This window comes from Sphaerisporangium rhizosphaerae (assembly GCF_042665155.1).
Taxonomy (GTDB): domain Bacteria; phylum Actinomycetota; class Actinomycetes; order Streptosporangiales; family Streptosporangiaceae; genus Sphaerisporangium; species Sphaerisporangium rhizosphaerae.
In genome coordinates this window covers 327,026-353,644 of record NZ_JBHTCG010000008.1, presented here as the reverse complement: position 1 = coordinate 353,644, position 26,619 = coordinate 327,026, and the positions used below count along the sequence as shown (strand labels likewise).

27 protein-coding genes are annotated in these 26,619 nt (G+C 72.0%); 10 read left to right on the top strand and 17 right to left on the bottom strand.

Annotation, left to right across the window (positions count from 1 at the left end):
* Nucleotides 1-28 precede the first annotated feature (28 nt).
* Nucleotides 29-808 carry an SDR family NAD(P)-dependent oxidoreductase gene (locus ACFQSB_RS15420; protein WP_380827118.1) on the top strand — a complete coding sequence of 260 codons (780 nt, stop codon included), beginning with the start codon at nt 29-31 and terminating at the stop codon, nt 806-808.
* Here the strand turns inward: ACFQSB_RS15420 and ACFQSB_RS15415 are convergent.
* On the bottom strand, nt 805-1,794 hold the full coding sequence (locus ACFQSB_RS15415) for an FAD-dependent oxidoreductase (RefSeq protein WP_380827117.1): 990 nt from the start codon (nt 1,792-1,794) through the stop codon (nt 805-807). The two genes, ACFQSB_RS15420 and ACFQSB_RS15415, sit on opposite strands and share 4 nt — an antisense overlap.
* 359 nt (nt 1,795-2,153) lie before the next feature.
* On the opposite strand from ACFQSB_RS15415, the gene tsaA reads away from it, so the two are divergent.
* Nucleotides 2,154-2,624 (top strand): tRNA (N6-threonylcarbamoyladenosine(37)-N6)-methyltransferase TrmO, encoded by a 471-nt coding sequence (gene tsaA, locus ACFQSB_RS15410; RefSeq protein WP_354841550.1) that lies wholly within the window; start codon nt 2,154-2,156, stop codon nt 2,622-2,624.
* A 133-nt stretch (nt 2,625-2,757) separates the two neighbouring features.
* Nucleotides 2,758-3,801 (top strand): hypothetical protein, encoded by a 1,044-nt coding sequence (locus ACFQSB_RS15405; protein WP_380827116.1) that lies wholly within the window; start codon nt 2,758-2,760, stop codon nt 3,799-3,801.
* Between the two features lie 160 nt (nt 3,802-3,961).
* Here ACFQSB_RS15405 and ACFQSB_RS15400 read toward each other — a convergent pair whose 3' ends face one another.
* Complete coding sequence (locus ACFQSB_RS15400) at nt 3,962-4,573, bottom strand: NAD(P)-dependent oxidoreductase (protein WP_380827115.1); 612 nt, start codon at nt 4,571-4,573, stop codon at nt 3,962-3,964.
* A 101-nt stretch (nt 4,574-4,674) separates the two neighbouring features.
* Here ACFQSB_RS15400 and ACFQSB_RS15395 point away from each other — a divergent pair, with 101 nt between their 5' ends.
* Nucleotides 4,675-4,968 carry a putative quinol monooxygenase gene (locus ACFQSB_RS15395; RefSeq protein WP_380827113.1) on the top strand — a complete coding sequence of 98 codons (294 nt, stop codon included), beginning with the start codon at nt 4,675-4,677 and terminating at the stop codon, nt 4,966-4,968.
* A gap of 58 nt (nt 4,969-5,026) precedes the next feature.
* Entirely contained in the window at nt 5,027-5,659 is a 633-nt protein-coding gene (locus ACFQSB_RS15390) for a TetR/AcrR family transcriptional regulator (protein WP_380827111.1), read from the top strand.
* 228 nt (nt 5,660-5,887) lie between these two features.
* Here the strand turns inward: ACFQSB_RS15390 and ACFQSB_RS15385 are convergent, their stop codons facing one another.
* The 12 genes from ACFQSB_RS15385 to ACFQSB_RS15330 form a co-directional block, all read right to left on the bottom strand.
* Nucleotides 5,888-7,270, bottom strand: coding sequence for an aldehyde dehydrogenase family protein (locus ACFQSB_RS15385; RefSeq protein WP_380827109.1), 1,383 nt, complete (start codon nt 7,268-7,270; stop codon nt 5,888-5,890).
* Nucleotides 7,270-8,379 (bottom strand): phenazine biosynthesis protein, encoded by a 1,110-nt coding sequence (locus tag ACFQSB_RS15380; RefSeq protein WP_354841556.1) that lies wholly within the window; start codon nt 8,377-8,379, stop codon nt 7,270-7,272. The genes ACFQSB_RS15385 and ACFQSB_RS15380 overlap by 1 nt, the downstream gene beginning before the upstream one ends.
* A gap of 83 nt (nt 8,380-8,462) precedes the next feature.
* Nucleotides 8,463-9,152, bottom strand: coding sequence for an FmdE family protein (locus ACFQSB_RS15375; RefSeq protein WP_380827107.1), 690 nt, complete (start codon nt 9,150-9,152; stop codon nt 8,463-8,465).
* Nucleotides 9,149-9,784, bottom strand: coding sequence for an MPN domain-containing protein (locus ACFQSB_RS15370; protein WP_380827105.1), 636 nt, complete (start codon nt 9,782-9,784; stop codon nt 9,149-9,151). Before ACFQSB_RS15370 ends, ACFQSB_RS15375 begins: the two co-directional genes overlap by 4 nt.
* Nucleotides 9,771-11,207, bottom strand: coding sequence for a class-II fumarase/aspartase family protein (locus ACFQSB_RS15365; protein WP_354841565.1), 1,437 nt, complete (start codon nt 11,205-11,207; stop codon nt 9,771-9,773). Before ACFQSB_RS15365 ends, ACFQSB_RS15370 begins: the two co-directional genes overlap by 14 nt.
* The gene (locus ACFQSB_RS15360) at nt 11,204-12,388 is read right to left on the bottom strand and encodes a Glu/Leu/Phe/Val dehydrogenase dimerization domain-containing protein (RefSeq protein ID WP_354841568.1); all 1,185 of its coding nucleotides are present in this window, start codon (nt 12,386-12,388) and stop codon (nt 11,204-11,206) included. Before ACFQSB_RS15360 ends, ACFQSB_RS15365 begins: the two co-directional genes overlap by 4 nt.
* A gap of 590 nt (nt 12,389-12,978) precedes the next feature.
* Complete coding sequence (locus tag ACFQSB_RS15355; RefSeq protein WP_380827103.1) at nt 12,979-13,614, bottom strand: carboxymuconolactone decarboxylase family protein; 636 nt, start codon at nt 13,612-13,614, stop codon at nt 12,979-12,981.
* A gap of 154 nt (nt 13,615-13,768) precedes the next feature.
* On the bottom strand, nt 13,769-14,677 hold the full coding sequence (locus tag ACFQSB_RS15350) for a carbohydrate ABC transporter permease (protein WP_380827100.1): 909 nt from the start codon (nt 14,675-14,677) through the stop codon (nt 13,769-13,771).
* 52 nt (nt 14,678-14,729) lie between these two features.
* Nucleotides 14,730-15,641: a carbohydrate ABC transporter permease gene (locus tag ACFQSB_RS15345; RefSeq protein ID WP_380827099.1), complete on the bottom strand. Its 912-nt coding sequence runs from the start codon at nt 15,639-15,641 to the stop codon at nt 14,730-14,732.
* Nucleotides 15,642-15,859: 218 nt separating this feature from the next.
* Nucleotides 15,860-16,291: a type 2 periplasmic-binding domain-containing protein gene (locus ACFQSB_RS15340; RefSeq protein ID WP_380827097.1), complete on the bottom strand. Its 432-nt coding sequence runs from the start codon at nt 16,289-16,291 to the stop codon at nt 15,860-15,862.
* Nucleotides 16,288-16,761 carry an ABC transporter substrate-binding protein gene (locus ACFQSB_RS15335; RefSeq protein ID WP_380827096.1) on the bottom strand — a complete coding sequence of 158 codons (474 nt, stop codon included), beginning with the start codon at nt 16,759-16,761 and terminating at the stop codon, nt 16,288-16,290. The genes ACFQSB_RS15340 and ACFQSB_RS15335 overlap by 4 nt, the downstream gene beginning before the upstream one ends.
* Nucleotides 16,762-16,959: 198 nt before the next feature.
* A complete protein-coding gene (locus ACFQSB_RS15330) occupies nt 16,960-17,913 on the bottom strand; it encodes a TIGR03557 family F420-dependent LLM class oxidoreductase (RefSeq protein ID WP_380827093.1) in 954 nt (317 codons plus the stop codon).
* Nucleotides 17,914-18,186: 273 nt separating this feature from the next.
* On the opposite strand from ACFQSB_RS15330, the gene ACFQSB_RS15325 reads away from it, so the two are divergent.
* The gene (locus tag ACFQSB_RS15325; protein WP_354841586.1) at nt 18,187-18,858 is read left to right on the top strand and encodes a pyridoxamine 5'-phosphate oxidase family protein; all 672 of its coding nucleotides are present in this window, start codon (nt 18,187-18,189) and stop codon (nt 18,856-18,858) included.
* Nucleotides 18,859-18,862: 4 nt separating this feature from the next.
* Complete coding sequence (locus ACFQSB_RS15320) at nt 18,863-19,993, top strand: globin domain-containing protein (protein WP_380827091.1); 1,131 nt, start codon at nt 18,863-18,865, stop codon at nt 19,991-19,993.
* Nucleotides 19,994-20,002: 9 nt separating this feature from the next.
* On the opposite strand, the gene ACFQSB_RS15315 is transcribed toward ACFQSB_RS15320, so the two are convergent.
* A complete protein-coding gene (locus ACFQSB_RS15315; protein ID WP_380827090.1) occupies nt 20,003-21,079 on the bottom strand; it encodes an FUSC family protein in 1,077 nt (358 codons plus the stop codon).
* Nucleotides 21,080-21,199: 120 nt separating this feature from the next.
* On the opposite strand from ACFQSB_RS15315, the gene ACFQSB_RS15310 reads away from it, so the two are divergent.
* The gene (locus tag ACFQSB_RS15310; RefSeq protein WP_380827089.1) at nt 21,200-21,691 is read left to right on the top strand and encodes a MarR family winged helix-turn-helix transcriptional regulator; all 492 of its coding nucleotides are present in this window, start codon (nt 21,200-21,202) and stop codon (nt 21,689-21,691) included.
* Nucleotides 21,692-21,775: 84 nt separating this feature from the next.
* Here the strand turns inward: ACFQSB_RS15310 and ACFQSB_RS15305 are convergent, their stop codons facing one another.
* Nucleotides 21,776-22,669 (bottom strand): serine/threonine-protein kinase, encoded by an 894-nt coding sequence (locus ACFQSB_RS15305; protein ID WP_354841595.1) that lies wholly within the window; start codon nt 22,667-22,669, stop codon nt 21,776-21,778.
* A gap of 38 nt (nt 22,670-22,707) precedes the next feature.
* The gene (locus ACFQSB_RS15300; protein ID WP_380827088.1) at nt 22,708-24,723 is read right to left on the bottom strand and encodes an N-6 DNA methylase; all 2,016 of its coding nucleotides are present in this window, start codon (nt 24,721-24,723) and stop codon (nt 22,708-22,710) included.
* Nucleotides 24,724-24,849: 126 nt separating this feature from the next.
* On the opposite strand from ACFQSB_RS15300, the gene ACFQSB_RS15295 reads away from it, so the two are divergent.
* Entirely contained in the window at nt 24,850-25,587 is a 738-nt protein-coding gene (locus ACFQSB_RS15295; RefSeq protein WP_380827087.1) for a PP2C family protein-serine/threonine phosphatase, read from the top strand.
* Nucleotides 25,588-25,744: 157 nt separating this feature from the next.
* Nucleotides 25,745-26,617 carry a diacylglycerol/lipid kinase family protein gene (locus ACFQSB_RS15290; RefSeq protein WP_380827084.1) on the top strand — a complete coding sequence of 291 codons (873 nt, stop codon included), beginning with the start codon at nt 25,745-25,747 and terminating at the stop codon, nt 26,615-26,617.
* The last annotated feature ends 2 nt before the right edge of the window (nt 26,618-26,619 follow it).

The window sequence follows — 26,619 nt, the reverse complement described above, 5'->3', positions numbered from 1 at the left end:
CCTACGAACCGAACTGGAGATACCCGACATGACACGGACGGTTGTTGTCACCGGAGGGGGCACGGGCATCGGCTACGCCGTCGCCGCGGCCTTCGCCGAGCAGGGCGCGCACGTCTACATCACCGGGCGGCGCGAGCCGGTCCTGGCCGAGGCGCGTTCGCGGCTCGGGGACGGCGTGAGCACCGTCGTCTGCGACGCCACCGACCCCGACCAGATCGAGGCGCTGCGCGACCAGCTGCCCACGACGGTGGACGTGCTGGTCAACAACGCCGGCGGCAACCGCGACCTGGACGGCCCCGGCCCCGGCGCCCCGCAGCTGGGCGCGGTCGGGCTGAGCGGACAGGGGCCGCGCACGCCGGACAACCTGCACGCCCTGGCCGCGGCGTGGCGGGCGAACCTGGAGGGCAACCTGGTCAGCGCGGTGCTGATGACGGCCGCCCTGGACAAGCAGCTCGCCCCCGGCGGCGCGGTCGTCCACATCGGGTCCTTCGCCGCCGACCGGGGCGCGGGCTCCTACGGCGCGGCCAAGGCCGGGCTGAACTCCTGGAACCTGTTCCTGGCGCGTCAGCTCGGCGCCCGCGACATCACCTCGAACGTGGTCTCGCCCGGGTACATCGCCGACACCGAGTTCTTCCGCGACCGCAACGGGCAGCAGTTCCACGAGGCGCGGGTGGCCGAGACGATGAACGGGCGCGCCGGTTACCCCGAGGACATCGCCGGCGCGGTCGTCTTCCTGGCCTCCCCGGCGGCCCGGCACGTCACCGGTCAGGTGCTCAACGTCAACGGCGGCGCGCTCACGACCCGCTAGGCGACGCGGCCGGTGCGCTGGACGAGCCGTCCGACCTCGTGCGCGCATCCCCAGGACAGGCCGACCCCGGCGCCCGCGTGCCCGTAGTTGTGGATGACGCGGGCGCCGCCGGCCGTCTCCTCCTCGAGCCGGACGCGGGGACGGCCGGCGCGCAGGCCGGTCTCCACGCCGAGGACGCGCGCGCCGGCGATGCGCGGGTCGACGGCGGCGCAGCGGGCGATGATCTCCTCGGTCTGGACGGGGTCGGGCTCGCGGCTCCAGTCGTCCCTGGTGGCGGTGCCGCCGCAGACGAGCCGGTCGCCGTGCGGCATGAACGCCGTCAGCTTGGGGCCCTTGCTGAACTCGTAGAAGTAGTCGGTGACGCCGGGGTTCTCGACGATCACGTGCTGGCCGCGCATCGGACGGACCTCGGGGTCGCCGGCCAGGCGCTGGGCGTAGGCGCCGGTGCAGTTGACGACGACCGGCGCCTCGGCGGCGGCCTCGTCCAGGGACGCCACCGAGCCGATCTCCAGGGCGCCTCCGGCGGCCACCAGCCGTTCCGTCAGGTGCTCGAAGTAGACCGGCATGTCCACGATGGGCACCGTCATCCGGAAGGCCAGGGCGAAGCCGGGGTGCTCCTCGGGCGCGCAGGGCTCGTAGCCGGGCAGCCGGTGGATCCAGGAGGCGTCGGCGATCTCGGTGCGGCTCGCCCACCGGCCGGGGGTGACCCGCACGCCCGTGCCGGGCAGCCCGGCGAGCTCGGCGAAGGTGTCCAGGCCCAGGCGGTGCCAGGCGGCGACGGTCTCGTACGGCTCCCAGCTCGCGGTGTCGGCGGGGTCGGACAGCAGGGGACCGCTCAGCACGGCCATGGCGGCCGCGGAGGTCGTCTCGCGCGGCGGCTGGTCGCCGCGCAGCCGCACCGCCAGGCCCTGTTCGGCCAGGTGCACGGCCGTGGTGAGCCCGATGACGCCGGCGCCGACGACCAGAACATCTGTGCGCTCTGTCACGCGTTCACTCCTTGGTCACTGAAAATCGGTCACAGGAAAGCGGCCGCCGCTCCTCGGTCACGAGAGAGGGCCGCCGCGGAAGGACGGGGGGCGTGACGGAATGCCGGACGGCATGAACCCCCCCATGGTCCTGGAAATCACTGAGCCTGCATTGTCGGGTGGCTCCGCGTGCCGGAGCAAGGGTGCCACCGCCCGTAGGGGGCACCCGAAAACACCCATAAAAGGGATGAAGAATCCTATTTCGCAATACCTGCGCACGCGGCCGCGTGGAGCGCCGATGTGGGATATTCGCAGGTGCCCCGTACGATCCGACGAGCATCCGCGCGTGGATGCCTTTCCCGTGAATCGAGGTCGATGACGTGCCCGAGCAGACCGCCGACCCCGGCGTCCAGCAGCCGGTCCAGGTCAGCCCGATCGGTTACGTGGTGACCGGCTACGCCCGGCCGCAGGACGCCCCGGCGCAGGCCACGGAGAACTACGGCGAGCCCGGCAAGGTGGTCGTCTACGACCGGTTCGCCGACGGGCTGGCCGGCCTGGAGCGATGGTCGCACATCTGGCTGCTGACCTGGCTGCACTCCCAGGACGACGACGAGGCCGGAGCGCTGAAGTGCGTCCCGCGCGGCGGGGCGAGGGGCGGCGGGCACCGGGGGGTGTTCTCCACCCGCTCCCCGAACCGCCCGAGCCGTCTCGGGATGAGCCTCGTGCGCGTACTGCGCGTCGAGGACGGCGTCGTCCACTTCCAGGGCGTCGACCTGGTCGACGGCACCCCGGTCCTGGACATCAAACCCTGGGTCCGCGGCACCGACATCCCCCCGGACCTCCCACGCTGACCACCTCCCCGGGGGATGGAGGGCCACGAGGGCGGCCGGAATCCTGAGTGGGCTCTCAGCCTCTCTCAGCGCCGTCAAAGGTCCGGTGCGGGAGCCTTTTCCCGGTCGTGCTCGTGGGAGAAGGGTGCCTGTGGTGAGTTCCGGGGTGTTGAGCGGGTGGCGCCGGTGGCCGTCATGGGCGGGGTACGCCGCGAGCGGGCTGGCCGCCGCGTACGGCGTGGTTCTCCTGGTGGCGGCGCCGGCGGGATACCGCTCCTTCATCGGGTTGCCCGACATCGGCCTGCCGGATCTCACCTGGCCGGCAGCGGGGGTCCTGCTGGCCGGCTCCGTCGTCGCGGCGGGCACGCTACGCCCGTGGGGGCGCAGGGTGCCGTCGGCGGTCCTGTCCGCCGGCGCCTGGGTCGTGGCCGTGTTCGCCTTGGCGGGCAGCTGCTGGGTGCTGCTCAACCTGATCGAACTGGTGCTGACCGGTACGGTGCGTGACCGCCATGGCAACGGCGCCTGGGTGAACTTCTCCGAGCGTCTATGCCTGGCCGTCGTCGGGGCGCTGTTCGTGGCGACCGCGCTGTCGTACACCCGCCGTACGGCCGGCGTCTGCCCGCGCTGTGGCCGCTCCCACCCGCCGGAGACCAGCGGCCTGCGACACCCCGCGCCGCACGCGGCACCGCTTCGGGTGCGCCGCGTCGCGTACGCGGGCTGTTGCGCGTTCCTGCCCTACCTCGCCCTGCACAGCCTCGGCGTGGTCGGCGTGTCCGGCATCGAGCCCGGCGGGTACCGTCCACCCTGGGCCGCGCTCGTCGCCCTCCTGTGCGGCATCGCTCTGGCCGTCTTCCTGTTGTCAGGGCTGGTCCGGCCATGGGGCATGGTCTTCCCCCGCTGGACGTTGTGGTTCGCCGGCCGGCGGGTACCCCGGTTCCTGCCACTGACCCCGGTCTGGGTGATAGCCCCGACCTTGGCCCTGTACGGCACGGGAAGCCTGATTCTGGCCGCGACCGGCGTCCTGCGGCACAACGGTGGGTCGCTCTTCGGCCTCGGCGGGGCGGCCTCCCTGGCGTTCGCCGGATACGGCTGGGCCCTCGCCATCGCCGCCGTCTCCTACCAGGTCCGGACGCGCCCGTCATGCGCGCCTCTCCCAGGCCCCGGCGAGCCCCGGCTCGCCGTCGTCGGGTCACCGTGATGGCGCCTGCTCACGCGTGCCCTCACCCGGCGTAGGACGAAGGGCACGCGACCGTACGGCGAAGGGCCCGCGACCGTGGGCGGGACATGTGCGCAAGGAACACCACGATCCGTTCGCCGCGCTCGTCGAGTGCACACTGGTGCGGCCCCCGGGGTCTGTTTCAGGACGTGATGGCGACGCCTTGGCGTAGGTAGGCGTTGTCTTCGAGTTCGGACAGCATGAACTCGGCGATGTCCGCGCGGGACACCTTGGAGGTGAAAGTCAGCCGGAGGTCCGAACCGGTACGGTAGCGGCCGGTCCGCGGTCCGTTGGTGAGGATCGGCGCCCGGACCAGCGTCCACTCGGTCTCGCTGGGTCGTACCAGGGCTTCCATGTGCTCTTTGTCGCGTAGCACTGACCGTTCCAAGAGCCAGGAGACGGCGACGTAGAGGCTGCGGTGACGGCTTTCGGCGACGCCGTAGTTGCTGAGAACGAGGAGCCGACGCGGTCGGCCGGCGGCCATTGCCGACAGGATCGTGCGGGTTCCCTCGGTGCAGATCGCTGGTCCGTGTCGCTGCCTGCCGAGGGTGCTGACGACCGCGTGCGCATCCTCGATCGTCTGCGCGACAGGCGCGGAGTCGCGCACGTCGCCGGTCACCACGCGGAGGCGTTCATGCTGCGCGATCATCGCCGGGTTCCTGCTCAGCGCGGTCACCTGATGTCCGCTCTGGAGAGCCTGATCGAGGACAACACGACCGGTACGACCAGTTGCGCCGAAGATGGCCAGATGCATTGTGCCGCCTCTCTGGGGGGTGGTGCGCCACAACTATACGGGACGCGCGTCCCGTTTAAGTGTTATCGTGCCGTGCAACGCCATGCAAACGGAGGTCGAACATGTTGATCGTCGCAGGCAAGGGCTACGTCGATCCGCAGCACCGCGAAGCGTTACTCACGAGTTTGGAAGCGTCTCTGCGACAGACGCGAGCTGAACCGGGATGTCTGGACTACGTAGTAGCCGCCGACCCTGTCGAACCCGGCCGCGTTAACGTGTACGAGCGGTGGGAGTCCAAAGAACACCTCGCAGCCCACCTGGCAGCGATGGCCCGACCGGCGCAGCCCACCCCAGCCGTACTCGGCATGGAGATCACGCAGTACGAGATCGCCGCTTCCTCGCCCTTCCAGATATAGCTGTGCTGCCCGTCGACGCCGCCGGTGACGGGCGGCGCGGTGCCTATGATCGGAATCAATGGCACAGGAACGATACTCAGGCGAGCCGGAATCGGGCGCGGCGGACGACCAGGCCACATTGAGCCCGGTCAGGCGCCGGCGTGCCGACGGCCGGCGCAACCAGGCACGGCTTCTGCAGGCCGCCTTCGCCGCCTTCGCCGAGCACGGCGCCTCCGTTTCCGTGCGTGAGATCGCACGGCGAGCGGGCGTTGGCACCGGCACCTTCAGCAGGCACTTCCCGACCAAAGACGCGCTGTTCAGGGCCGTCGTACTCGACCGCATCGGGCAACTCGTCCAGCGTGCCGACGAACTCGCCGCCGGCGACGACCCGGCCACTGCGTTCTTCGCCTTCTTCGCGGTCCTGGTGGAAGAAGGCGCGGCCGACCACTCGGTCGGCGACGCGCTCAGCAACGCAGGTTTCGACATCCAAGCCGCCGCATCGGCCGCGAGCCGGGACTTCGGGAATGCCCTGAGCGGCCTGCTCACCAGGGCGCAAGAAGCCGGCGCGGTGCGCCAGGACGTTGATGCCGCTGACGTCAAGGCGCTGGTCGTCGGCTGCCTGGCCCGTGAACGCGACGGCATCGACGACACTGCACGGCAGCGCATGATTTCGATCGTCTGCGAGGGGCTCCGCGCCCACCCACGGCCTTGAAGGAACCAGCGCAAGCGGCCACGCACGTCTGGGGGCGCCGCCGATGTGATCGGTGGCGCCCCCACGTTCTTGCCGGTCGGATCGCGAAGTCCATCCCCTCAACAGGGGTGGTGCGACGACCACTGGAAGAGAAGGTGGGTCGTGGGCCCTTCTCGTCCAGTCAGGCGGTGCGTACGCGGTCCGCAGCCGGTGCGCCGCCCCGTGTTCGTCGTGCCGGCGGTGCCGCCGTCAGGGGCGGGGGGCGATGCCGTAGGCGCGCACCTCCATGAGGTCGCCGCTGAGGTAGCCGTCGTGGGGGCTGGTGGGCCCGGCCGCGTGGGTCGGCAGGCCGCCGACGACGACCTTGCGGATCGACGGCTCGCGCAGCAGGGTCCGCGCCAGCTCCTCGTCGTCGCTCACGACCGACAACGCCAGCGTGTCCTTCAGCGGCGTGACCGGGTCGCGCCGGCTCCACGGCAGCACCCACACGCACGCGAACGGCAGCTCGATGCCGCCGCCCGGGTGGTCGGGGCGGTCGCACACCAGCACGGCCGGCCGCAGCGCCGCCGACCCGTCGCCGAGGTCGGCCACCCCGCCGTCCTGGTACAGCGGAGCGGTGACCTCCACCGCCCCGGCCAGCCGGGACGACAGGTGCGCGCGCATCGCCCGCGCCTGCTCGATCGGCATGACCGGAAGCTGCGCCTCGCTGGTCTGGGGCGGAGCGGCGACCAGGGCGGCGAGCCGCCGGGCGATCGCCTGCCCGAGCTCCATCGGGTCGCCGTCGGTGAACACGGCGCTGGCGTTGGTGCACCGCAGCCCCGCGTCGTAGGCCACCGAGTCGCAGATCACCTCCAGCGCCCGGTCGGTGATCGGGCCGGTGTGCAGAAGCTTGGACCTGCCCGGCCCGCGCGGCACCAGGCCGGGGTTGTCGGCGTAGCGCCGGATGGCCGCGTCACCGCCGAAGACCAGGCTCAGGTCGGCCGCCTTGACCAGCGCGTCCGCCGTGGCGTGCCCGCCGGGCAGCAGCGACAGGCGCGAGGGCTCCATCCCCGCCTCCAGCGCCGCGGCGATCAGCCGCGACGGGGTGAACGGGTCCCGGGTGCCCGGTCGCACGAGCAACTGGTAGCCGTAGGCCAGCGCGTGCACCCACTGGGTGTGGGTGCCCGGGTTGTTGCTCGGCGCGATCACCGACAGGGTGTCGCCGCGCCGCAGCCACACGGCCCTGATCTCCCCGGCCCCCACGGTCGTCGCGGCGCCCGCCGGACGCTCGGCGGCCACGCGCAGCGGGGCGTTCGCACAGGTCTCGGCCATGTCGGTGACCGAGCGCCGCGCCACGGAGATCGGCACGCCGGCGCTGCGCGACTGCATCTCGCAGTAGTCGGCCGGCGTGAGCCCGTTGAGCGTGGCCGTCCCGAACAGCTCCCCCATGCGGCGGAAGGTCTCGGCGGACGGCGCCTCGCCGACGGGGCGGCGCCGCAGCTCCGCGACCGTCAGCGTGGCGGCCAGCGGCGGCGCCATGTCCACGTCGGCCAGATGCGTGCCGTCGACGCCGCGCAGCGGCACCGTCTCGGCCGACTTGGCGGCGACGCCCGCCCGGATGAGCGGGACCTTGTACGCCGTTGCCACGGCCATCAGTAGACCCCCTCGATGATGGTCTCCTTGGCGGTCTCGTTCGGCCGCACGTCGGAGACCTCGACGCCGGGGTGGTCGTCCAGCGGCGCGCGCAGCGTGACCATGTCGCGCTCGACGGTGGGCGGCATGAACAGGTCGCGGGTCAGCGAGGTGATCTTGACGACGCCGCGGGTGTCGACCGGCACCGTCGTGGTGAGGTCGACGGGGTCGACGACGTCGACCACCGTGTAGGGGTAGAACGGGCGGAAGACGCACGGCGACGGGTCGCCCTCGACGCGGGTGCGCTGCGGGGCCATGCCCATCATCGTGTTGCCGTACGCCCCGGCGAACTTGGCCCCGGGGAAGGCCTCGTTCTCCAGCAGGCTCAGCGTCTCGGCGTCGATGCTGGTGCCGCCCCAGATGAAGCCGCGCGCCTTCTCGCGCAGCGGCTCGTACACGTCGGGGCGGGCGACGATGCGCTCCAGGATGCGGGGAGTGCTGGAGACGGCCTGGATGTCCTGCGACAGCAGCACGTCCCTGACCTGGTCGAGGATGTGGTCGATGTAGCGGTCGGACTCGTCCTGGCGGCCGGTGGCGATGCACCGCTTGACCCAGCGCGGGTCCAGGTCGACGAAGTAGGCCAGGAAGCCGCGCAGCTCGGTCAGGTTGCCGATGTTCTTGGCCATCACGTGCGGGCCGGTCGGTCCGATGTGCAGCCATCCGGCCTGCTTGCCGCCGGTCGGGAAGCCCTGCTCGTCCAGGAACATGCTCTGGTACTCGATGTTGCGCCTGCGCGAGGTGGCGTCGACGATGCGCTTGGGCGCGCCGGTGGTGCCACCCGACTCGTACACGCCGAAGCGCCCGGGCCGGTCGAGGCAGCCGCGGGGGACGAGCGTGTGGGCGGGGATCGTGCTCCAGTCGATCTTCACGTCGGCGAAGAGACGCTGGAGGTCGTCGTAGGTCTTGACGTCCGACAGTGGGTCGAACCCGAACGAGGCGGCCTGCTCGATCCAGAACCGGCTGCCGGTCGAGGGCGAGAAGTGCCACGTCATCGTCGCCACGACCAGCTCGTCGAGGTCGGGTGCCTGGTCGACGGGCGCCTCGAAGACGGCGGCGAAGTCATCGGACATGAAATTCCCTTTCTCGGATCGCCAGCGGGGCCCGCGGCGCGGCGTGGTGCCGGCCGCGGGCCGGGGCGGACCGCCGGCGCGGGTCAGTTGTGCTGGAGATGGCCATGGCCGTGCTTGTGCTCGGCCTGGTGACCGTGGCCGTGGCCATGGCCCGCGTGGTCGGGGGGCAGCACGCCGCCGTGCGCGGCGAGGTGGCAGGGCGGGCAGAGCAGACGGCCGCGGTGGTCGTGCAGCACGGCGGTGCTGGTGAGCTCCTCGCAGCCGTCACAGGGGGCGTGCGGCCGGGACTTCTTGGCCGCGGGGGCCTCGTCGGCGACCGGCTCGATGAGCAGGATCTCGTCGACCGGGGCGGCGAGGATCCGCTGGATGCGCCCGGCCTGCGCCTGGGAGAAGCGGGCGCGCTCCTCGCCGGTGGCCGTGCCGCCCTCCACCTTGTGGGCCAGCGCCCACAGCTCCTCGCCGCGGAACGCCTCGCTGCCGGGCTTGGCGGTGACCCGCAGTCCGGCTCCGTCGGAGACGCGCCAGAAGGTGAAGGCCACCTTGCCGTTGTCCTGCAGGATCATGTGGCGGTTGCCGACGGTGCATCCGGTGAGCACCTGGACGGCGTCTATGGCGCACCCGTCGGTCTCGCCGACCGCGACGACCTCGTTGTCGGCGCCGTGCCGGCCGAGGTGGGAGATGGCGACGTGCGCGATGCGCAGGCCGACGGCCGACCCCGGGCACTTGTGACCGTGGAAGCCGGTGACCTGCGTGTAGTCCTCTATATAACTCATCGATGGCTCTTCCTGTCGATGGATATGGCGTGGGGGGCGGCCGGCAGCAGCCGGACGTCCGCCTCGCGGTCGTTCTGTCCCTCGTAGAAGGCGCGCACCGTGATGCGGTGCAGGTCGGTGGCCGAGACGATGAACACCCACTGGCCGGACTCCTCGGCGAGCAGCCGGTCCAGCCGGGTGCAGGTGTCGCGGCGCGGGTCCTGCGGCCAGGGGACGCGGTGGGTGTGGTAGTTGCCGACCACCGCGAGGCCGTGCTCGTCGCAGAAGTCCTCGGCGTCCATCAGCTCGCGGGGGTGGGCGATCCACCCCCGCTGGTCGTTGGGCGTCTCCGAGGGGATGGCGTACTGGTCGACCAGTTCGTCCATGTCATCGGCGATGTCCGGGTCCCTGCGCATGTTGGCCAGCAGGGGGAGCACGGCCGCCACGTGCAGGGTCGTCCCCGCCTGGCGGCCGAGCAGCAGGCCGAACGCCTTGCGCTCGGACACCTCTCCCTCGATGTAGTGCCCGGTGAGCTTGCGGACGACGTGCCCGGCGATGCCGGCGAACAGCGGGCGCGGCAGCGTGATCTCGCGCACGTCCGCGAGCGTCTCCCGGCCGAGGGCCGGCGTGGCCCGGACCTCAGTGGTGGGCAAGAGCGGTCTCCTTCACCGGCTTGCCCAGCAGGCGCCTGGTCTCCGCCGCCCACGCGCGGGCCTGTGCGACGGTGTACATGGTGAGCTCGGAGGAGTGGCCGAGGTAGGAGGAGACGTCGAAGATTCCGGCCAGCTCCTCCTCGCTGAGGTGCTGCGCGACGCCGTTCTGGCGGATCAGGTCCTCCAGCGGCGTGCCGGTGCTGCGGGACTCCTGGCTCAGCTCGTAGACGTGCTCGTGGGCGGTCTGCTTGCCGATGTGCTTGCCCAGGGCGAGCATGAGCCGCTCGGTCACGATCTGCCCGGCGACGACCTTGGTGTTCTCCAGCAGCCGGTCGGGGTGGATCTTCAGACCGTCGACGATGAGACGCGTGATGTCGCAGGCCGCGAGGGTGTAGTGCGACACCTCCGGCACGCACGCCCACTCAAGGCGCAGCGACCGGGAGTCGCGCTCGTGGTCGCCGCTCATCGCGGCCAGCGCCACGCCGACCGTGCCGGCGGACAGGCGCGACAGCATGACGGTCTGCTCGCACGCCTCGGGGTTGCGCTTGTGCGGCATCGTGCTGCTGCCGACCCGGCCGAGCCGCCACTCCTCCTCCACCTCGCCGAACTCCGGCCGCGCCAGCAGGCGTACCTCGTCGGCGATGCGGCCCATGGTCCCGGCGACGATCGCCAGGGTGGAGACGAACTCGGCGATGCGGTCGCGGGCGACGTGCCAGGCCAGCGGCGCGGCGCTGAGACCGAGGCGGGCGGAGAAGCCGCGCAGCAGGTCGATCGCCTGGTCGCCGAAGCCGGCCATCGTGCCGACGCCGCCGAACAGCTCGGCGGTCAGCACGCGCGGGCGCAGGGCGCGCAGCCGCTCGCCGCTGCGCAGGATCTCGTCCATCCAGCCGGCGATCTTCAGGCCGAAGCCGATGGGCAGCGCCGGCTGGGCGTGCGTGCGGCCGAGCGCGACGGTCTCGGCGTGCGTCTCGGCCAGGTCGGCCAGCCGGGTGACGATCGCGAGCAGCTCGTGCTCCATCGCGTCCACGACGTCGCGCATCTCCAGCGACTGGGCGGTGTCCTGGATGTCCTGGGTGGTCGCGCCGTAGTGCACGAACTCACCGGCGCCGTCCGGGACGGACGCCTGGAACACCCGCAGCAGGCCGACCAGCGAGTGGCTGGTGCGCCGGATCTCGGCCCGGACGGCGCCGAGGTCCAGCCGCTCGACCTTCGCCGCGGCGGCGATCTTCTGGGCGGCGTCGGCCGGGATGATGCCGAGGGCGGCCTGCTCCAGCGCCAGCGCGGCCTCCACGTCGAGCCAGCGCTGGAAGCGGCAGCGGTCGCAGAAGATGCGGCGGCTGGCGGCGGTGCTGTAGCGGTGGCCGTAGAAGGCGGAGTCGACGATGTGGCTGCGCTCGTGGCGGCACGGTTGGTCGGTGCTCATAGGTTCTCTCCTGAGGCGATGAGGCCACTGCGGCGGGACGCAGAGGTCGCGACCCGGTTGCCCTTCGGACGCCGGCTCGCGCGGGCGTAGGGGCTGTGGCCGTACGGGGGCTGGTCGGGGTGGACGGGGGCGTTCGCCGCGATGTCGAGCGCGACCTGCCGCGGTGACATCCCTCGCGTGCGGGAGCCGGCGATGACGTCGATCACCAGTTCGCGCGTGAGGAAGGCGACGTTGTCCAGCACCTCGTGCGGCTCGGGCAGCGTGGCGGGTCCGAAGAGCGTCTCCATCGAGGCCGACCCGCCGATGCCGCCGATGAAGTCGGGCACGACCAGCACGCCGCGCTCGTTGAGCACCTGCTCGGCGGCCTCGCTGAGGCCGCAGTTGGCGCCGACGACCACGACGGGCGCCTGCAGGGCCTCGGCCTGCTCGACGGTGATGGCGTTCTCGACGGCGGCGAGGATCAGCACGTCCACCGGCAGGTCGAACAGCGTCTCGCCGGGCAGCCACGCCAGCCGGGAGGTCTGTTCCGACACCGGCCGCGACTGGTCGTGCTCCAGCATCGCGGTGACGTCCAGGCCGCGCGGGTGCACCGCGCAGCCGTAGGCGTCGGCGACGGCGACGATGGCGGCGCCCTCGGCGACCAGCGACTCGGCGGCGGCCCTGCCGAGGTTGCCGAAGCCCTGGATGGCGACGTGCAGCCCGGTCGCCAGGTACCCGGCGCTGTCGGCGGCGGCCAGGGCGGAGTGCGCCACCACGTGTCCGGCGCGCCGCTGCCCCACGGTGCGCCGGCCGACGGAGGCGTCCAGCAGGCCCATGCGCGCGAAGTACTCCTCGTCGGAGAAGCCCTGGGCGTTCTTGACCGCGTACTTCACCGACCGCAGCCCGACGCCGGCCGCGAGGCGCTCCAGGTCCTCGAACCGGGTGCCCATGTCGCAGCCCATGCTGTAGCGGGTGGTCAGCTCGCCGGAGACGAACGACAGGAAGCGCGAGATCACCTCTTCGGCGTCGGCCGCCATGGGGTCGTAGGCGAGCCCCGACTTGGCGCCGTCGACGTTGATGCCGAGCACGCGCTGCTTGAGCGTCATGCGCTCGGCCAGGTCGATGAGGGTCTGGACCTTCAGCCCCGGCTGGACGCGGAACCCGCCGGCGGCCAGACGGCAATCTTCCCGGTCATATACCAAATAGCCCGGGCAACCATGTACAGGGTCGGTGTATTCGATGACACGTGGCATGTGCAACCCCCCCAGGGATCTCCAGATCGGGGCGAATCTGTGAGTGTTCGTGATGGTGCACATCGGCCATATCGATCGTCAACGAACGCGGTATTCACTTGTACGGGGGGGTGGGGTGCCGCGCTTTCCGGGTGGCCGCCCAACACTGGGGTCGGTTTCGGGGGCGGGTAGGGGGTGGCTCGCGCGCCGGAATGCGGGGGAGATGTCGCGTGGCCGGGATCACCTGCGCGGGCGCGTGGGCGCGCGGCCGTTCGCCGGGCCGGCGACGGCGCGCGGGACGGGCTTACGGACTGTCCCGTCCCGCTTTTCGTGCCGCCGGATATCGCTGATCATCGCAAGGGCGTACAACTGCTCAAAGGCCTCACTTGTCCGCGGAACCTCCAGAAGCGACTCTGAGCAATTTGCCGTATATGTACGACGGCATCCTTATCTCGGGGGTGGGAGGCGGTGCCGCCGAAGGCATTTTATCGGTAATGAGAAAAGTTTGGCAGGTGCGAATCAATCGCATTTACCGCCTGCCGCCGCCCGGCGGCGCGGGGTCAGGCCACCTCCTCCTCCCACGCGAAGGCCTGGAGCGCCGGGTCCACGGGGGCGCCCGTGAGCCGGTTGGCGTAGGTGGAGATGGTGTAGGCGCCGACGCCGAGGACGACCTCCAGGGCGTTGCGCGGCGTGTGCCCGGCGGAAAGGAAGGCGCGCGTCTCCTGCTCGGGGACGGCGCCGAGGTGGTCCATCACGGCGAGGGTGAAGCGCCGCAGCGCCTCCAGGCGGGCATCCGGCAGCGGCGCCCGCGTCCGCAGCGCCTCGACCAGCTCGGGCGCGGCCTCCAGCCGGGACAGCGCCGCGGTGTGCATCGCCACGCAGACGTGGCAGGCGTTGCGGGTGACGACGGTCATGACGACGACCTCCCGGTCGAGCGGGGCCAGGGTGGTCCGCTCGAACAGGGCGTTCGCCCCCAGGAACCCCTTGAGCGCCTCGGGAGAGGCGGCCATCCGCGCCACCGCGGCCGGGAGGTGGCCGAGCTTCTCGCGCGCGCCCTCCATGGCGGCGCGGGCGCCGGCGGGCGCGGACTCGGGAGTCAGATCGGGGAAGACGTCGGCGGACGTACCGGTAGATGAGCCGGTAGATGTGCCGGGGGACGTGCCGAGGGACGTGCTGGGGGACGTGCTGGGGGACATGGGGCCCTCTTTCCGTACGCGGCGGCGTCGCCGCAAAAGGTCAACCTGGTTGCCCATATAGTAAACATGGTTGTCCGATTGCCGCAACGAGGAGTCCGCTGTGGAGCCAGGAGGAGGGCCCGACCGGTCCCGGTGGGACGCGCCGGCGCCGGGCTCAGCCGCGGCGGCCGGTGGTGGCGATGCCCTGGACGAAGTAGCGCTGGCCGAGGAAGAAGACCACCACCAGCGGCAGCGTGGTGACCACGCTCGCCGCGAGGACGATCTCCCACTTCGGGTCGCCGCCCTGGTAGAACTGGTCGACGATGGCCTTCAGCCCGCGCGGCAGCGTGAACAGCGCGGGGTCCTGCAGGTAGATGAGCGGCCGCATCAGGTCGAACCAGCTCGCCTTCAGCTCGAAGACGAAGGCGATGATCAGCGCCGGCCGCGACAGCGGCAGCGCGATGCGCCAGAACAGGTCGAAGTACGACGCCCCGTCCACCCGGGCGGCCTCGAAGACGTAGCGCGGCACGCCCAGCAGGAACTGGCGCAGCAGGAAGATGTAGAAGGCCGAGCCGAACACGTTGCCCGCCCACAGCGGCACCTGGGTCCCGGTCAGCCCGAGGCCGTTCCAGATCAGGTACGTCGGCACCAGCGTGACCACCGCCGGCAGCATCATGGTCGCCAGCACGCCGCCGAACAGCAGGTTGCGGCCGGGAAAGCGGAAGTAGGCGAACCCGAAGGCGACGAACGCGCTGGACAGCGTGACGGTCGCCGCGGCGGCGACCCCGACGACCAGCGAGTTGACCAGCCAGCTCAGCACCGGCGCCGCGTCCCACGCCGCCAGGTAGTTCTGCGGCGCGAACGGCCGCGGCCACGGCAGGAACGGGTCGGCGAACGTGCGGTCGCGCGGCTTGAGCGAGGCGACGACCAGCCAGACGAACGGGTACAGGAACACCGCGGAGGAGGCGGCCAGGATCGTGAAGAAGAAGACCTTCCGCGTGCCGCGGCCGGCGGGGTCGGCGGCGGGCCCTCCCGTCTCGGCGGGCGCCGCCACCGCGGCGGCCCGGTGGTCGACGGCGGTCATCCCGCGTGCCCCTCGGGCGCCGCCACCGTGGTGGCGGGGTGGTGGGCGGCGGTCATCCGGCGTGCTCCTCGGCCTCGTAGTACACCAGCCTGCGGCCCACCCTCACCTGGACCAGAGTGATCACCGCGATGACCGCGAACAGCAGCCACGCCAGCGCGGAGGCGTAGCCCATGTGGAGGAACTGGAACCCCTGCTGGAACAGGTAGACGACGTAGAACAGGGCGGCGTCGCCGGAGGACTGCTGGGCGATCTGGTTGCCGAAGAACATCGTGTACACCTGGTCGAACATCTGCAGCGAGGTGATGGTGTTGATGATCACCACGAAGAACAGCGCCGAGCTGATCATCGGCAGCGTGACCGCGCGCAGCCGCTGCCAGGGTCCCGCGCCGTCGATCATCGCGGCCTCGGTGAGCTCCTTCGGCACGTTGCGCAGCGCCGCGAACAGGATGATCGTGGTGGACCCGAGGTTCCACAGGGACATCAGGACGATGCCCGGCAGCACCCAGTCGGGATCGGTGGTCCACTGCGGCCCCTGGACCCCGAACAGTCCGAGGAACTGGTTCACCATGCCGGCCTGGCCGTTGAGCAGGAACAGGAACAGCACGCCGACCGCCACGTACGGCGTCATGGACGGCAGGTAGAAGATCGTGCGGAAGACCCCGGCGGCGCGGCCGGTGACCCGGTTCAACACCAGGGCGAGGGCCAGGGCCAGCACGATGGCCAGCGGCACGTGCGACAGCGTGTACAGCACGGTGTTGCCGACCGCGCGGGCGACCTTCGGGTCCTGCGCCATCTTCGCGTAGTTGCCGAGGCCGGCGAAGCGCGGGCTGTCGATCAGGTCGTAGTCGGTGAACGACAGCACGAGGCTGGCCACCATGGGCCCGGCCTGGAAGACCACCAGGCCGATGAGCCACGGCAGCAGGAAGACGTACGCCCACCGTGTCTCGGCGCGCGGCCTTCTCACCTTCGCGGCCCGCGCTCGCCGGCCGCCGGAGGGTGCTCTCCGGTCACTCCCACCCGATCCTGGACCACAGGGCGACCATGCCGTCGTGCTCCATGGTGTCGCCCTCACGGGTCGCGGGGAACGCGGGGATCGCGGGAATGTGGTGCGTCATGTTCTCCACCTTCCTTTCGTGTGGTTCCTCGTCGCCGGCCGCGACCGCCCGGGCCGCGGCGCCGTCGTCAGTGGTTCACGTCGTCGAGGGCGCGTTGCGCCTCCTGCTGGGCCTGCTTCAGCGCCGGCCCGGCCTTCTGCCTGCCAAGGAGCACGCGGGTCGCCGCGTCCTGCCACGCCTTGGTGAACTCGGCGGCGGCTCCGGACTGCGGCACCACGAACCCTGCCCGCTGGACCGAGCGGATGGTCGTGACGGCCTGGTCGTAGGGGCGGTGCCCGCTCGGCTTCACGACCTGCGAGAAGATCACCTCGTCGGCCTTCATGTTGCCGGTGTAGGTGCCGATGTTGACCTTGCCCTCGTCGGCCCGCTTCTTCGCGCGCGCCTTGGCGGCGGCGATCCAGGTGTCGGCCGAGGTCATGGTCTTCATCCACGCGCAGGCGGCGTCGGGGTTCCCGGCGCCCTTGGGCACCACCCACGCGTTGCCGCCGACGTTGTTCACCGGGTCGCCCTGGCGGTCCTTGAACGGCAGTTGTAGAACTCGGGGATGCCGTACCACCTGCCCGCGTACCGCACCTGCTGCTGGGCGGCCGGGTAGTAGTCGCCCGTCGGGATCTTCTGGGTGGAGACGCAGGTGTCCAGCGGCTGGATGGCGCCGCGGGCGGCGTAGCCGCCGATGCGCTCGCGCGGCATGTACACGACGTCCGGCGGGTCGCCCGCCGCGACGGCGGACAGGAACGCCTGCTCGTCGAACTGGCCCTGGTTGATCTGCACGGTGGTGTCCGGATGGGCCTTCTTGAAGGCGTCGACGCGCACGGTGGCGATCTCGTCGGGCAGGCCGAACCCCATCATGGTCAGCGTCCCGGATCCGCCGCCGCGCCCGCCGCCCGCCGCTCCGCCCGTCTTGGCGCCCACCCCGCCGCACGCGGCGAGGGCTGCGGCCATGACGGCCACCGCGGCCGTGCGGCTCACGCGCGAACCGTCCAACGACGCACCCCTTTCGCCCGGCACCCGGGCGTCTCACACTGAGCTCCAGGTGAAGTGCGGTCTTCCCGCACAACGGCGCCTAAACGTGAACGCCGTTCTTCCAGGGGTCGAGTCCGTGGAGAGGGCACACGCGCCGGAGCCGGCGGCCGCGCGGAGGCGGTCGCCGGCCGGGGAGCGGCGCCGTCAGCGGAGGCGGGGGAGGACCTCCTTGGCGTAGAAGTCGAAGAACGCCTCCTGGTCGGGGCCGATCTGGCTGATGTAGATCTCGTCGAAGCCCGCGTCGATGTACTTCTTGATCGCCTCGACGTGCTCGTCGGGGTCCGGGCCGCAGGGGGTGGAGGCGGTCGCGTCCTGCTCGCTCACCATCTCGGCGAGCTGCTCGAAGTGGCGGGGCAGCGGCAGCAGCTGGGACGCCTCGCCCTGGATGCCCTGCGTGGGCCACAGGCGGTGGACGGTCTTGCGGGCCTGCGCGGCGTCCTCGGCGTGGCAGACCTTCAGCCCGCCCTGCACCGGCTTGCCCCTGCCGCCGGCGGCGTGGAACTTCTCCACCAGCTCGGCGGCCGGACCGGTGCAGATGTAGCCGTCGCCGATGCGCCCGGCCAGCTCGACCGACTTGTCGCCGAAACCGGAGATGTAGACCGGCGGCGGCTGGTCGGGCAGCGTGTAGAGGCGGGCCGTGTCGACCTTGTAGTGGGTCCCGCGGTGGGTGACCAGCTCGCCGGTCCACAGCCTGCGCATCACCTCGACGGCCTCTTCCAGCATCTCCAGCCGCTCGGCGGCCGGGGGCCACCGGGTGTCGAGGATGTGCTCGTTGAGCGCCTCGCCGGTGCCGATGCCGAGCCGGAACCGCCCCTGGCTGATCGCCGCGCTGGTGGCGGCCGCCTGGGCGATGACCGCCGGGTGGATGCGGACCAGCGGGCAGGTGACCGCGGTCGTGACGGGCAGGGAGGTGGCCTGGGCGATGGCGCCGATCACCGACCAGACGAACGGGCTCTGGCCCTGCTCGTCCAGCCACGGGTGGTAGTGGTCGGAGATCCACAGGTTCTCGAACCCGGTCCGTTCGGCCAGCTCGGCCTGGCGGACGAGCTCTCTCGGCCCGTGCTCCTCGCTGGACAGAAAGTATCCGAAGGTGGTCATCGTCGCCTCCTCATCGCTTCTCGGTCTCGAGCCCAGCCCTACCCAGGTGGCCCGGGTCAAACGGCCCGCCGGCGCCCATGCTCGCCCGCCCAGGTGCGAGCCCGGCTCACATGACAGGAAAAGTCAGGAATATTGCGGGTGGCCGTCGCCATGTCTCCGGATCGCCGCTAATGTGACACGAGTTGTCCATGAGGTTTCTGTGGCTTTGTCAGGGGCAAAGCGTGGTGATGGCCGCGCCGGCTGTCGGCGGTCGGGACGGTGATGGGAGCATTGATGGGCCAACACGGGCCGTATGACGGCCTGGGGGACGAACACCTCCCCGGGTCGAGAGGCGAGCACGTCCTCCAGGGGTTGTTCTCCACCCGAGAGCGGGCGCTTCGCTTCTACAACCGGCAGGTGTCGGACCATCTCACTGCCGAGATGCGGGAGTTCGTCGCCCGTCAGGAGATGGTCTTCGTCGGCACCTCCGACTCCCGGGGCAACTGCGACACCTCCTTCCGCGCGGGCCCTCCCGGGTTCGTCCGGGTGCTCGAGCCGTCCCGGCTGATCTACCCGGAGTTCCGCGGCAACGGCGTGTTCGCCAGCATGGGCAACATCATGGAGAACCCCCACATCAGCCTGCTGTTCGTGGACTTCTTCGAAGACCGCGTGGGGCTGCACGTCAACGGCTCGGCCAGCATCACGACGGCCTACGACGCGGCGCGCCGCCACGGGCTCGTCGACGAGGACCAGACGGCGCCCGGCCGCCGTGCCGACCGCTGGGTCGTGGTCGAGGTCGAGGAGGCCTACATCCACTGCTCCAAGCACATCCCCCTGCTGGCCAGGCAGGATCGCAGGACCCTGGACGGGCAGGCCCGCAGGCCCGCGGGCGACGACCACTTCGGCGTCTCCCGCATGCGGTCGCTGGGGAAGGAGCGAGAAGGAGCGGGCCGGTCGGCTGAGTGACGCCATGAACATCGACATCGGACTGATCCGCCAGAGCTGGGCTCTGGTCGAGCCGGTGGCCGACAAGGTCACCATGCACTTCTACGCCAAGCTGTTCGCCGACTATCCGAGCGTGCGCGAGATGTTCCCGCCCGCCATGGACGTCCAGCGTGACCGGCTCCTTCAGGCGCTCACCCGCGTCGTGCTGAACCTCGATGACGCGGACGGGGTGGTGGACTACCTCGGCCAGCTCGCCCGCGACCACCGCAAGTACGGGGTGCAGCCCGAGCACTATCCGGCCGTCGGCCGCTGCCTGGTCATCGCGATGCGGGCCAACGCGGGCGGCGCCTGGCGCTCGGTGTACGACACGGCGTGGATCGACGCCTACCAGTTCATCGCCGACGTGATGATCAAGGCGGCCGAGCAGGAGGCCGCCTACGTTCCCCCGGCGTGGAACGGCGTCGTGGTCGGGCACGAGATGCGCACGCGCGAGATCGCGGTGATCACCGTCGAGCCCACGCAGCCGTACGCGTTCAAGGCCGGCCAGTACGCGACCGTGCAGACGCCCCACTGGCCCAAGGTGTGGCGGCCGTACTCCATCGCCAACGCGCCGCGCCGCGACAACCGGCTGACCTTCCACGTGCGGGTGGTCTCGGGCGGCTGGGTCAGCACCGCGCTCGCCCACCACACCAGGGTCGGCGACACCGTGCTCCTCGGGCCGCCGCGCGGGTCGCTGCTGCTCGAACGGGCCAGCACCCCGCACCTCATCTTCATCGCGGGCGGCACGGGGCTCGCCCCGCTCAAGGCGCTCATCGAGGAGTCGATGTGGCTGCCCGAGCGGCCGAGCATCGACCTGTTCCACGGCGTCCGCCACCACGGGGACGCCTACGACCTGCGTGATCTGCGTGACCTGCGCACCCATCACCGGCGCCTGCGGGTGGTGCAGGCGGTCTCCGACGAGCCCGACGAGTGGCGGCGGGAGAACGCGGTGGACGCGCTGCTCAACCACCGCGTCTCGCTGGACGGCGACGTCTTCGTCTGCGGGTCGCCGGACATGGTGCAGGTGACGGCGGCCCGGCTGCTGCACATCGGCGTGCCCGCGCACTACATCCACACCGAGTTCACTCCCGGGGCGCCGACCCTGGTGTACTCCTGACCGGCGCCGTCAGGCCGTGACGGGCGGCAGGGCGGCGGTGGCGGTCTCGCGGTCGGTGCCGGTGGCCATCAGCAGGTCCACGGTGATCGAGCGGAGCTGCGCGGTGACCACCCGGGTGGAGAACCCGGCCGCCTCCTCGCCGGAGGCGCGCACGCCGTCGGCCACGGCCAGGGCCGCGCGCCGGGCCCGCACCGGCTCGACCCCCTCGGCCAGTTCGTCCCTCAGCAGCCGGACGACCTCCGCCAGGCTGTGCAGGCGCTCCGGGAGGGCGCCGGGCATGGGCTCGCGGTCGCGGAGGGCGGCCAGGGTGCGGCGCAGCATCACCCTGGTGTTGCGCAGCGCGAGGTCGATGGGGGCCGCCGCGGCCTGGTAGCGGGCGAGCCGGGAGCGCGAGCGCCAGCGCAGCGGGCTGAGCAGGGCGATCTCCCGGCCGGTCTGCAGGGCGGAGGCCAGTTGCTCCACGGCCCTGTGCGAGCCGCGGGCCTTCTCCAGCGAGTCGGCGGCCAGCGGCAGGTCGGCGGCGGCGATCGCCTCCGCGGCGCCCTCCAGTGCCTCGGCCAGCTCGTTCAGGACCACCCGCCCGTGCCGGTGGGCCAGCGCGAGCGGGTCGATGGGGAACAGGCCGACGGCGGCGATGCCCACGACGCCGCCGACGAGCGCGTCCAGCATGCGCGCGGTCCCGCCGGAGCCGCTGGGCGGCAGCAGGGTGGCGACCAGGACGGCCGACGAGCCGGCCTGCAGGGCGATGACCGGGCCGCTGTCGAGCAGCACGGCGCAGGCCATGGCGAGCGCCACCACCAGGGCGATCTGCCAGGGTCCCGAGCCGATCCAGGCGACCAGCAGGTCGCCGACGCCCACGCCGAGGCTGACCCCGACCACCATCTCGAGCATGCGGCGCACCCGGCGGCCCATGGAGACGCCGATGCAGACGACGACCGCGACGGGGGCGAAGAACGGCGCGGGATGGCCGAGCAGGTCCTTGGCGACGATCCACGCCACGGCGGCGGCGACCGAGCACTGCAGGATGGAGGGAGTTCGCGCGGCCAGCCGCCGCAGCCTGCGGCGCACGGTCGGTCCTACTGTCATGGTCCGCATCCTGAGTAGGTTACGGTCACCCGGCATCATATCGGTCAAATCCCTGGCTGGAGCTGCGGTGATCTGGCCCTTCGCAGATTTGAGCGCTCAACCGAACGGTAGGCTGGTGCGGTGGGCGACACGCGGTGGCTGGACGACGACGAGCAGCGGACCTGGCGCACCTACCTCTGGGCCTCCCGCTTGCTGTACGAGTCGCTCGACCGGCAGTTGCAGCGCGAGGCCGGCATGCCGCACACCTATTACATGATCCTGGCCATGCTGTCCGAGGCGCCCGAACGCACCATGACGATGACCGAGCTGGCCCAACTGGTGCGCTCGTCGCCGAGCAGGCTCTCGCACGCCGTGGCCAAGCTGGAGGACCAGGGCTGGGTGAGCCGGTGCAAGCGCCCCGGCGATGCCCGCACGACCCTGGCCACGCTCACCGGCGAGGGGTTCGCGGCCCTGGTGGAGGCGGCCCCCGGCCACGTCGAGCACGTGCGGCGGGTGCTGTTCGACCGCCTCACCCCCGAGCAGACGCGCCAGCTCCACGAGATCTCCGGCGCCCTGCTGGGCGGCCTCAACGCCCCGGCCGTCGCCGACCTCGGCATGCCCGGCGGCCGCTGACCATCCACGCCGCGCAGCGCCCGCTGACCATCCACGCCGCGCAGCGCCCGCTGACCATCCACGCCGCGCGGCGCCCGCCCGCGATCAGGGGAGCACCCGGCCGACCATGCGCGCGTACATGCGCCCCGGGCTCGGGACCGACGGCGGGGCCAGGAAGCCGGGCAGCATGGGCAGGTCGACCGCGAAGGGCTGCAGGCGGTCGTACAGCGCGACGGCGTCGGCCGGACGGTCCTCGGGCCTCTTCTCCAGCAGGCCGGCGATCAGCCGGTCGAGCTCCCCGGGCACGCCCGGCACGCCGGGCGGCCGCTCGTTCACCTGCTTCTCGAACACGGCGTACTCCGTGGGACCGACGAACAACTGCCGGCCGGTCAGCATCTCGTGCAGGACGCAGCCGAGGGAGTACAGGTCGCTGCGCGGGCTCGCCACCCCGCTCTGGATCTGCTCGGGCGACATGTACGCCGGGGTGCCGAGGATCTGGCCGATGCGGGTGAACTGCGCGACGTCGGCCTCGCGCAGCATCGCCAGGCCGAAGTCCAGCACCTTGACGCTCCCGTCCGGGCAGAGCATGAGGTTGGTCGGCTTGAGATCGCGGTGGCAGATGGACAGGGCGTGGGCGGCCGACAGCACGGCGCACGCCTGGGCGGCGATGGCGGCGGCCCAGGGCACCGGCAGCGGGCCGTGCTCGCTCACCAGGTCGGCCACGGTGACGCCCTCGATGAACTGCATGACCTGGAACAGGCGGTGCTCGAAGGTGCCGAAGTCGTAGAGGATCGGCGCGCCCGCGTGCTCCAGCCGGGCCAGGATGCGGGCCTCGCGCATGAACCGCTGCTCAAGCTCGTCGTCGTGCCCGCCGGGGAAGCGCAGGAGCTTGACGGCGACCTTGCGGTCCAGGCGCCGGTCGTGGCCGCCGTAGACCGCCCCCATGCCGCCCTGGCCGAGAGGCAGGTCGTCAAGCACGTACCGGTCGCCGATGACCATTCGCCCCTCCTGATGATCTATCGGGGAAAAATACACCCTCAGCCCTCGGGGCGCAGATGACCGCCGGCCAGCCCGTCAAAGCCTAGCCGGACGAGCCTCTCGCCAAGGGCGGCCGTCGCCCGCAGACGGTCCTCCAGGGCGAGCAGCTCGCGAAAGGCCCTGCCGTACGCGCGCTGCTCGGCCAGGGAGAGCAGCGGGACGCGCACCCGGCGCGCGTCGACCCTGCTCACGCCGGAGTAGGGCCGGGCGGCCGAGGCGCCGGCATGGCGCAGGTGCCCGGCCAGGAAGTCGGGGTCGAGCCGGTCGCGGTCGAGGCGGTAGAGGTGGAGCTGGGGCCCGAGCACGGCGCCCGGCTCGGCGACCACGCGGGCGGCGCCGTCCCCGGTCGCGACCGTCGCCACCACGTCCCCCGCCGCGAGGACGACGTGGCCGGCGCCGGCCGGGGCGCGCCCGGACGGCGGGCCGCCGGCGACCACGTCGGCGGCGGTGAGCACCGGCACCTCGCCGGCGTCGGTCGTCATCTTCGGCGGGCCCGGATGGATCGTGACGATGCCCGCCCTGACCAGCTCGCCGATGGTCGTCGTGGGCAGCTCCCGCGCCTGTCCCGGCGGCGCGACGCCCGGCAGCGCGCCGGTCAGCGAGGCCGCCGCGTCCGCGAAGCGCTCGCGCACCCGCCCGAACTCCGCCACCGCGTCCGGCTCGTCCGGCGGCCGGCGGTGGCGCGCCGGGCTGAGGTCCACCTCGTCGTCCAGCAGGTCGATGATGCGCACCGCGCGGCCGGGGGCCGGCGGCTCGCCCTCGGGGTCGGCGGCGAAGGCGCGCCAGGCGGCCTCCACGCCGGTCAGGCCGTCCGAGGCGTCCAGCATGAGCACCTGCGAGGGCGGACGCTCGCCGGGCTCGGGGCGGCGCAGCAGCCACAGGTCGGGGCCGCCGGCGGCGAGCGTCAGCACCGCGCGCAGCGCCCCGCCGCGCAGCAGGTTGCCCCGGATGCGCTTACCCGGACGGCGGCTCGCCGCGGCGGCCGGCATCAGGATGGCGACCAGGCCCCCGGGGCGGACGCGGGCCAGGCAGTGCTGCACCCAGGCGAGCTCGGACTCGCCGCGCGGCGGCAGGCCGTACTCCCAGCGGGGGTCGCCGGTGAGCTCCTCGTGACCCCAGGCGCGCTCGTTGAACGGCGGATCGCAGACCACGACGTCGGCGCGCAGGTCGGGGAAGCCGTCCTGCCGCAGGGAGTCGCCGGCGACCAGGTCGGCGCGCAGGCCGCGCAGCAGCAGCCGCACGGCCGCCAGCAGCGCCGCCGTCTCGCCGCTCTCCTGGCCGAGCACGCGCGCCCCGGTGAAGGGAAGCAGCAGGGCGCCCACTCCGCAGGCCGGGTCGAACACGGTCGCGGGGCCGCCGGCCGGGTCTCCCGCGACCTCGGCGGACCCTTCCGCGGGCTCGGCGGAGCCTTCCGCGGGCTCGGCGCGGGAGCGTGGGGACGGGTGGGCGCCGGCGAGCCGGGCCATCAGCTCGGCGTGGTCGGCCCGCGTGACCGACAGGCGGCGCGAGTGGGCCTCGACGTAACGCTCGCAGAGCAGTTCGAAGGCGTCCGCCGGCCCCTGTTCGGCGGCCAGGTCGGCGAGCAGGCGGTACAGCCGGATGTCGACCAGGCTCCAGTCGACCGGCACGGGCAGGTCGGCCGTGGCCGCGGCGGCGGCCTGGTGCAGCCGCTTGGCGGGCTCCTGGCTGCGGGTGACGGCCTTCCAGCCGCCCGGGTCGCGCCGCAGGTACAGCAGGAACGCGCCCGCGCAGGCCACCAGGTCGCCCAGGCGCAGGTCGTCACCGGCGGCTCGTAACCGCTGCCACGCGCGGTCGCCGAGCGACATCTCATACGATTTGCCGTTACGGCGCAGCCAGTCCTCGACTTCGGGAAGGGAGAAGAGCGGGCTCGCGGCCGTGCCGCCCACAGGCTGGGGGAAGTCGTCGTAGCGACGCCGCCAGTTGCTCACCGCCGCGCGGCCGACATCGGCGAGCCGGGCGATGTCGCCCGCGTTCAACGTGGCGTCGTGTCCCATAAGCGTCGCCCCTTCCTGCTCGCCTACCGGTACCTTGGCGGCTCAGGGTCAGATTAGTCCACCTTGCCGCTCCAATCCACAGAATATGTGCTTGTGAAGTGTTTCAACCAATGATTTACTGAGGACATGTCAAACAACGCGTCGTTCACGTTGCGCTACGCGGCCCGCACCGACGTCGGTCTGCGCCGGGAGCAGAACGAGGACTCGGTGTACGCCGGCCCCCGCCTGCTCGCCGTCGCCGACGGCATGGGCGGGCACAGTCATGGCGAGGTCGCCAGCGCCACCGTCATCGCCGCGCTGTCCGTCCTGGACGGCGATCCGCCGAGCGGCGACCTGCTCGGGGCGATGGAGTCCGCCATCACCGAGGCCGTCCGGCGCCTGAAGGACATGGCCGACCGCGACCCCAAGCTCACCGGCATGGGCACCACGCTCACCGCCATGCTCTGGGACGGCGGCCGCTTCGCCCTGGCCCACATCGGCGACTCCCGCGCGTACATGCTGCGCGAGGGCATGCTGTACCAGATCACGCGCGACCACACCCTCGTGCAGTCGCTCGTGGACGACGGTCAGATGACCCCCGAGCAGGCCGCCGCGCATCCGCGCAGGTCGCTGCTCATGCGGGCGCTCGGCGGCAGCGGCTCGGTCGAGCCCGACCTGTCCCTGCGCGAGGCGCGCCCGGGCGACCGCTACCTGCTGTGCTCGGACGGGCTGAGCGGCGTCGTGGGCCCGCAGGCGCTGCACGAGACGCTGACCTCCCTTGCGGACCTGGGCGAGGCGGCCGACCGGCTGATCGCCCTGGCCAGGGACGGCGGCGGTCCCGACAACATCAGTTGCGTGGTGTGCGAGATCGGCGGCGGCGCCTGAGCGAGGTGCGCGCCAGGCGATCGGACGGGCGACGGTAAAGGACCGCAACCGCGTCTATCTGCCGAAACAGGACGTACGCCGCTGATGTCGCCGCACCCCTGTTCAAAGCGGGATTATCGGGGTAGCACGCACTGCCGTGCCTCGAGCTGCCGTGATTATGAACCCGCTCCGGGTGGCCGACCCGGACCGCCACCGTGCCGACGTGACCGCCGAACTGGCGCGGCACGGCTGGGACGAGCCGTTGTGGTACGAGACCACCGCCGAGGACCCCGGCGCGGGCGTGACCGCCAAGGCCCTGGCCGAGGGCGTCGACGTGGTCTTCGCCTCCGGAGGGGACGGCACCGTCCGCGGATGCGCCGAGGGCCTGATGGGCACCGGCGTGCCGCTGGCCATCCTGCCCGCCGGCACGGGAAACCTGCTGGCCCGCAACCTCGGCATGCCCACCGCGCTGCCCGAGGCCGTCCGCGTAGGAGTCGCCGGGCGCACCAGGGCCATCGACCTCGGCGTCCTGGACGGGCGTCCCTTCGTCGTCATGGCCGGCATCGGGCTGGACGCCGCCATGGCCGACAGCACCAGCGAGGACGCCAAGAACCGCATCGGCTGGCTCGCCTACGTGAGCGGCGTGGTCAAGCACATCACCGACCGCCCCTTCCGCGTCACGCTGCGCCTGGACGGGCGCACCACCATCCGCCGGCGGGCGGTCATGGTGCTCGTCGGGAACGTCGGCCGCCTCCAGGGCGGGCTGGAGCTCCTGCCCGAGGCGCGCCCGGACGACGGGCTGCTCGACATCCTCATCCTGGCTCCCCGCACCCCGACGGACTGGCTCCACGTGGCCTGGCACGTGCTCACCCGCTCGCGGCGCCACGACCGGCGCGCCGAGCGGTACACCGCCTCCCGTGCCCTCATCACGGTGGACCCGCCCGTGCTGCACGAATGCGACGGCGACCCGATCGGCCACGCCACCACCATGTCCGTCGAGACACGCCCGAAGGCGCTGCTGCTACGCACGCCCCGCGGAACGGAGAGCTGACC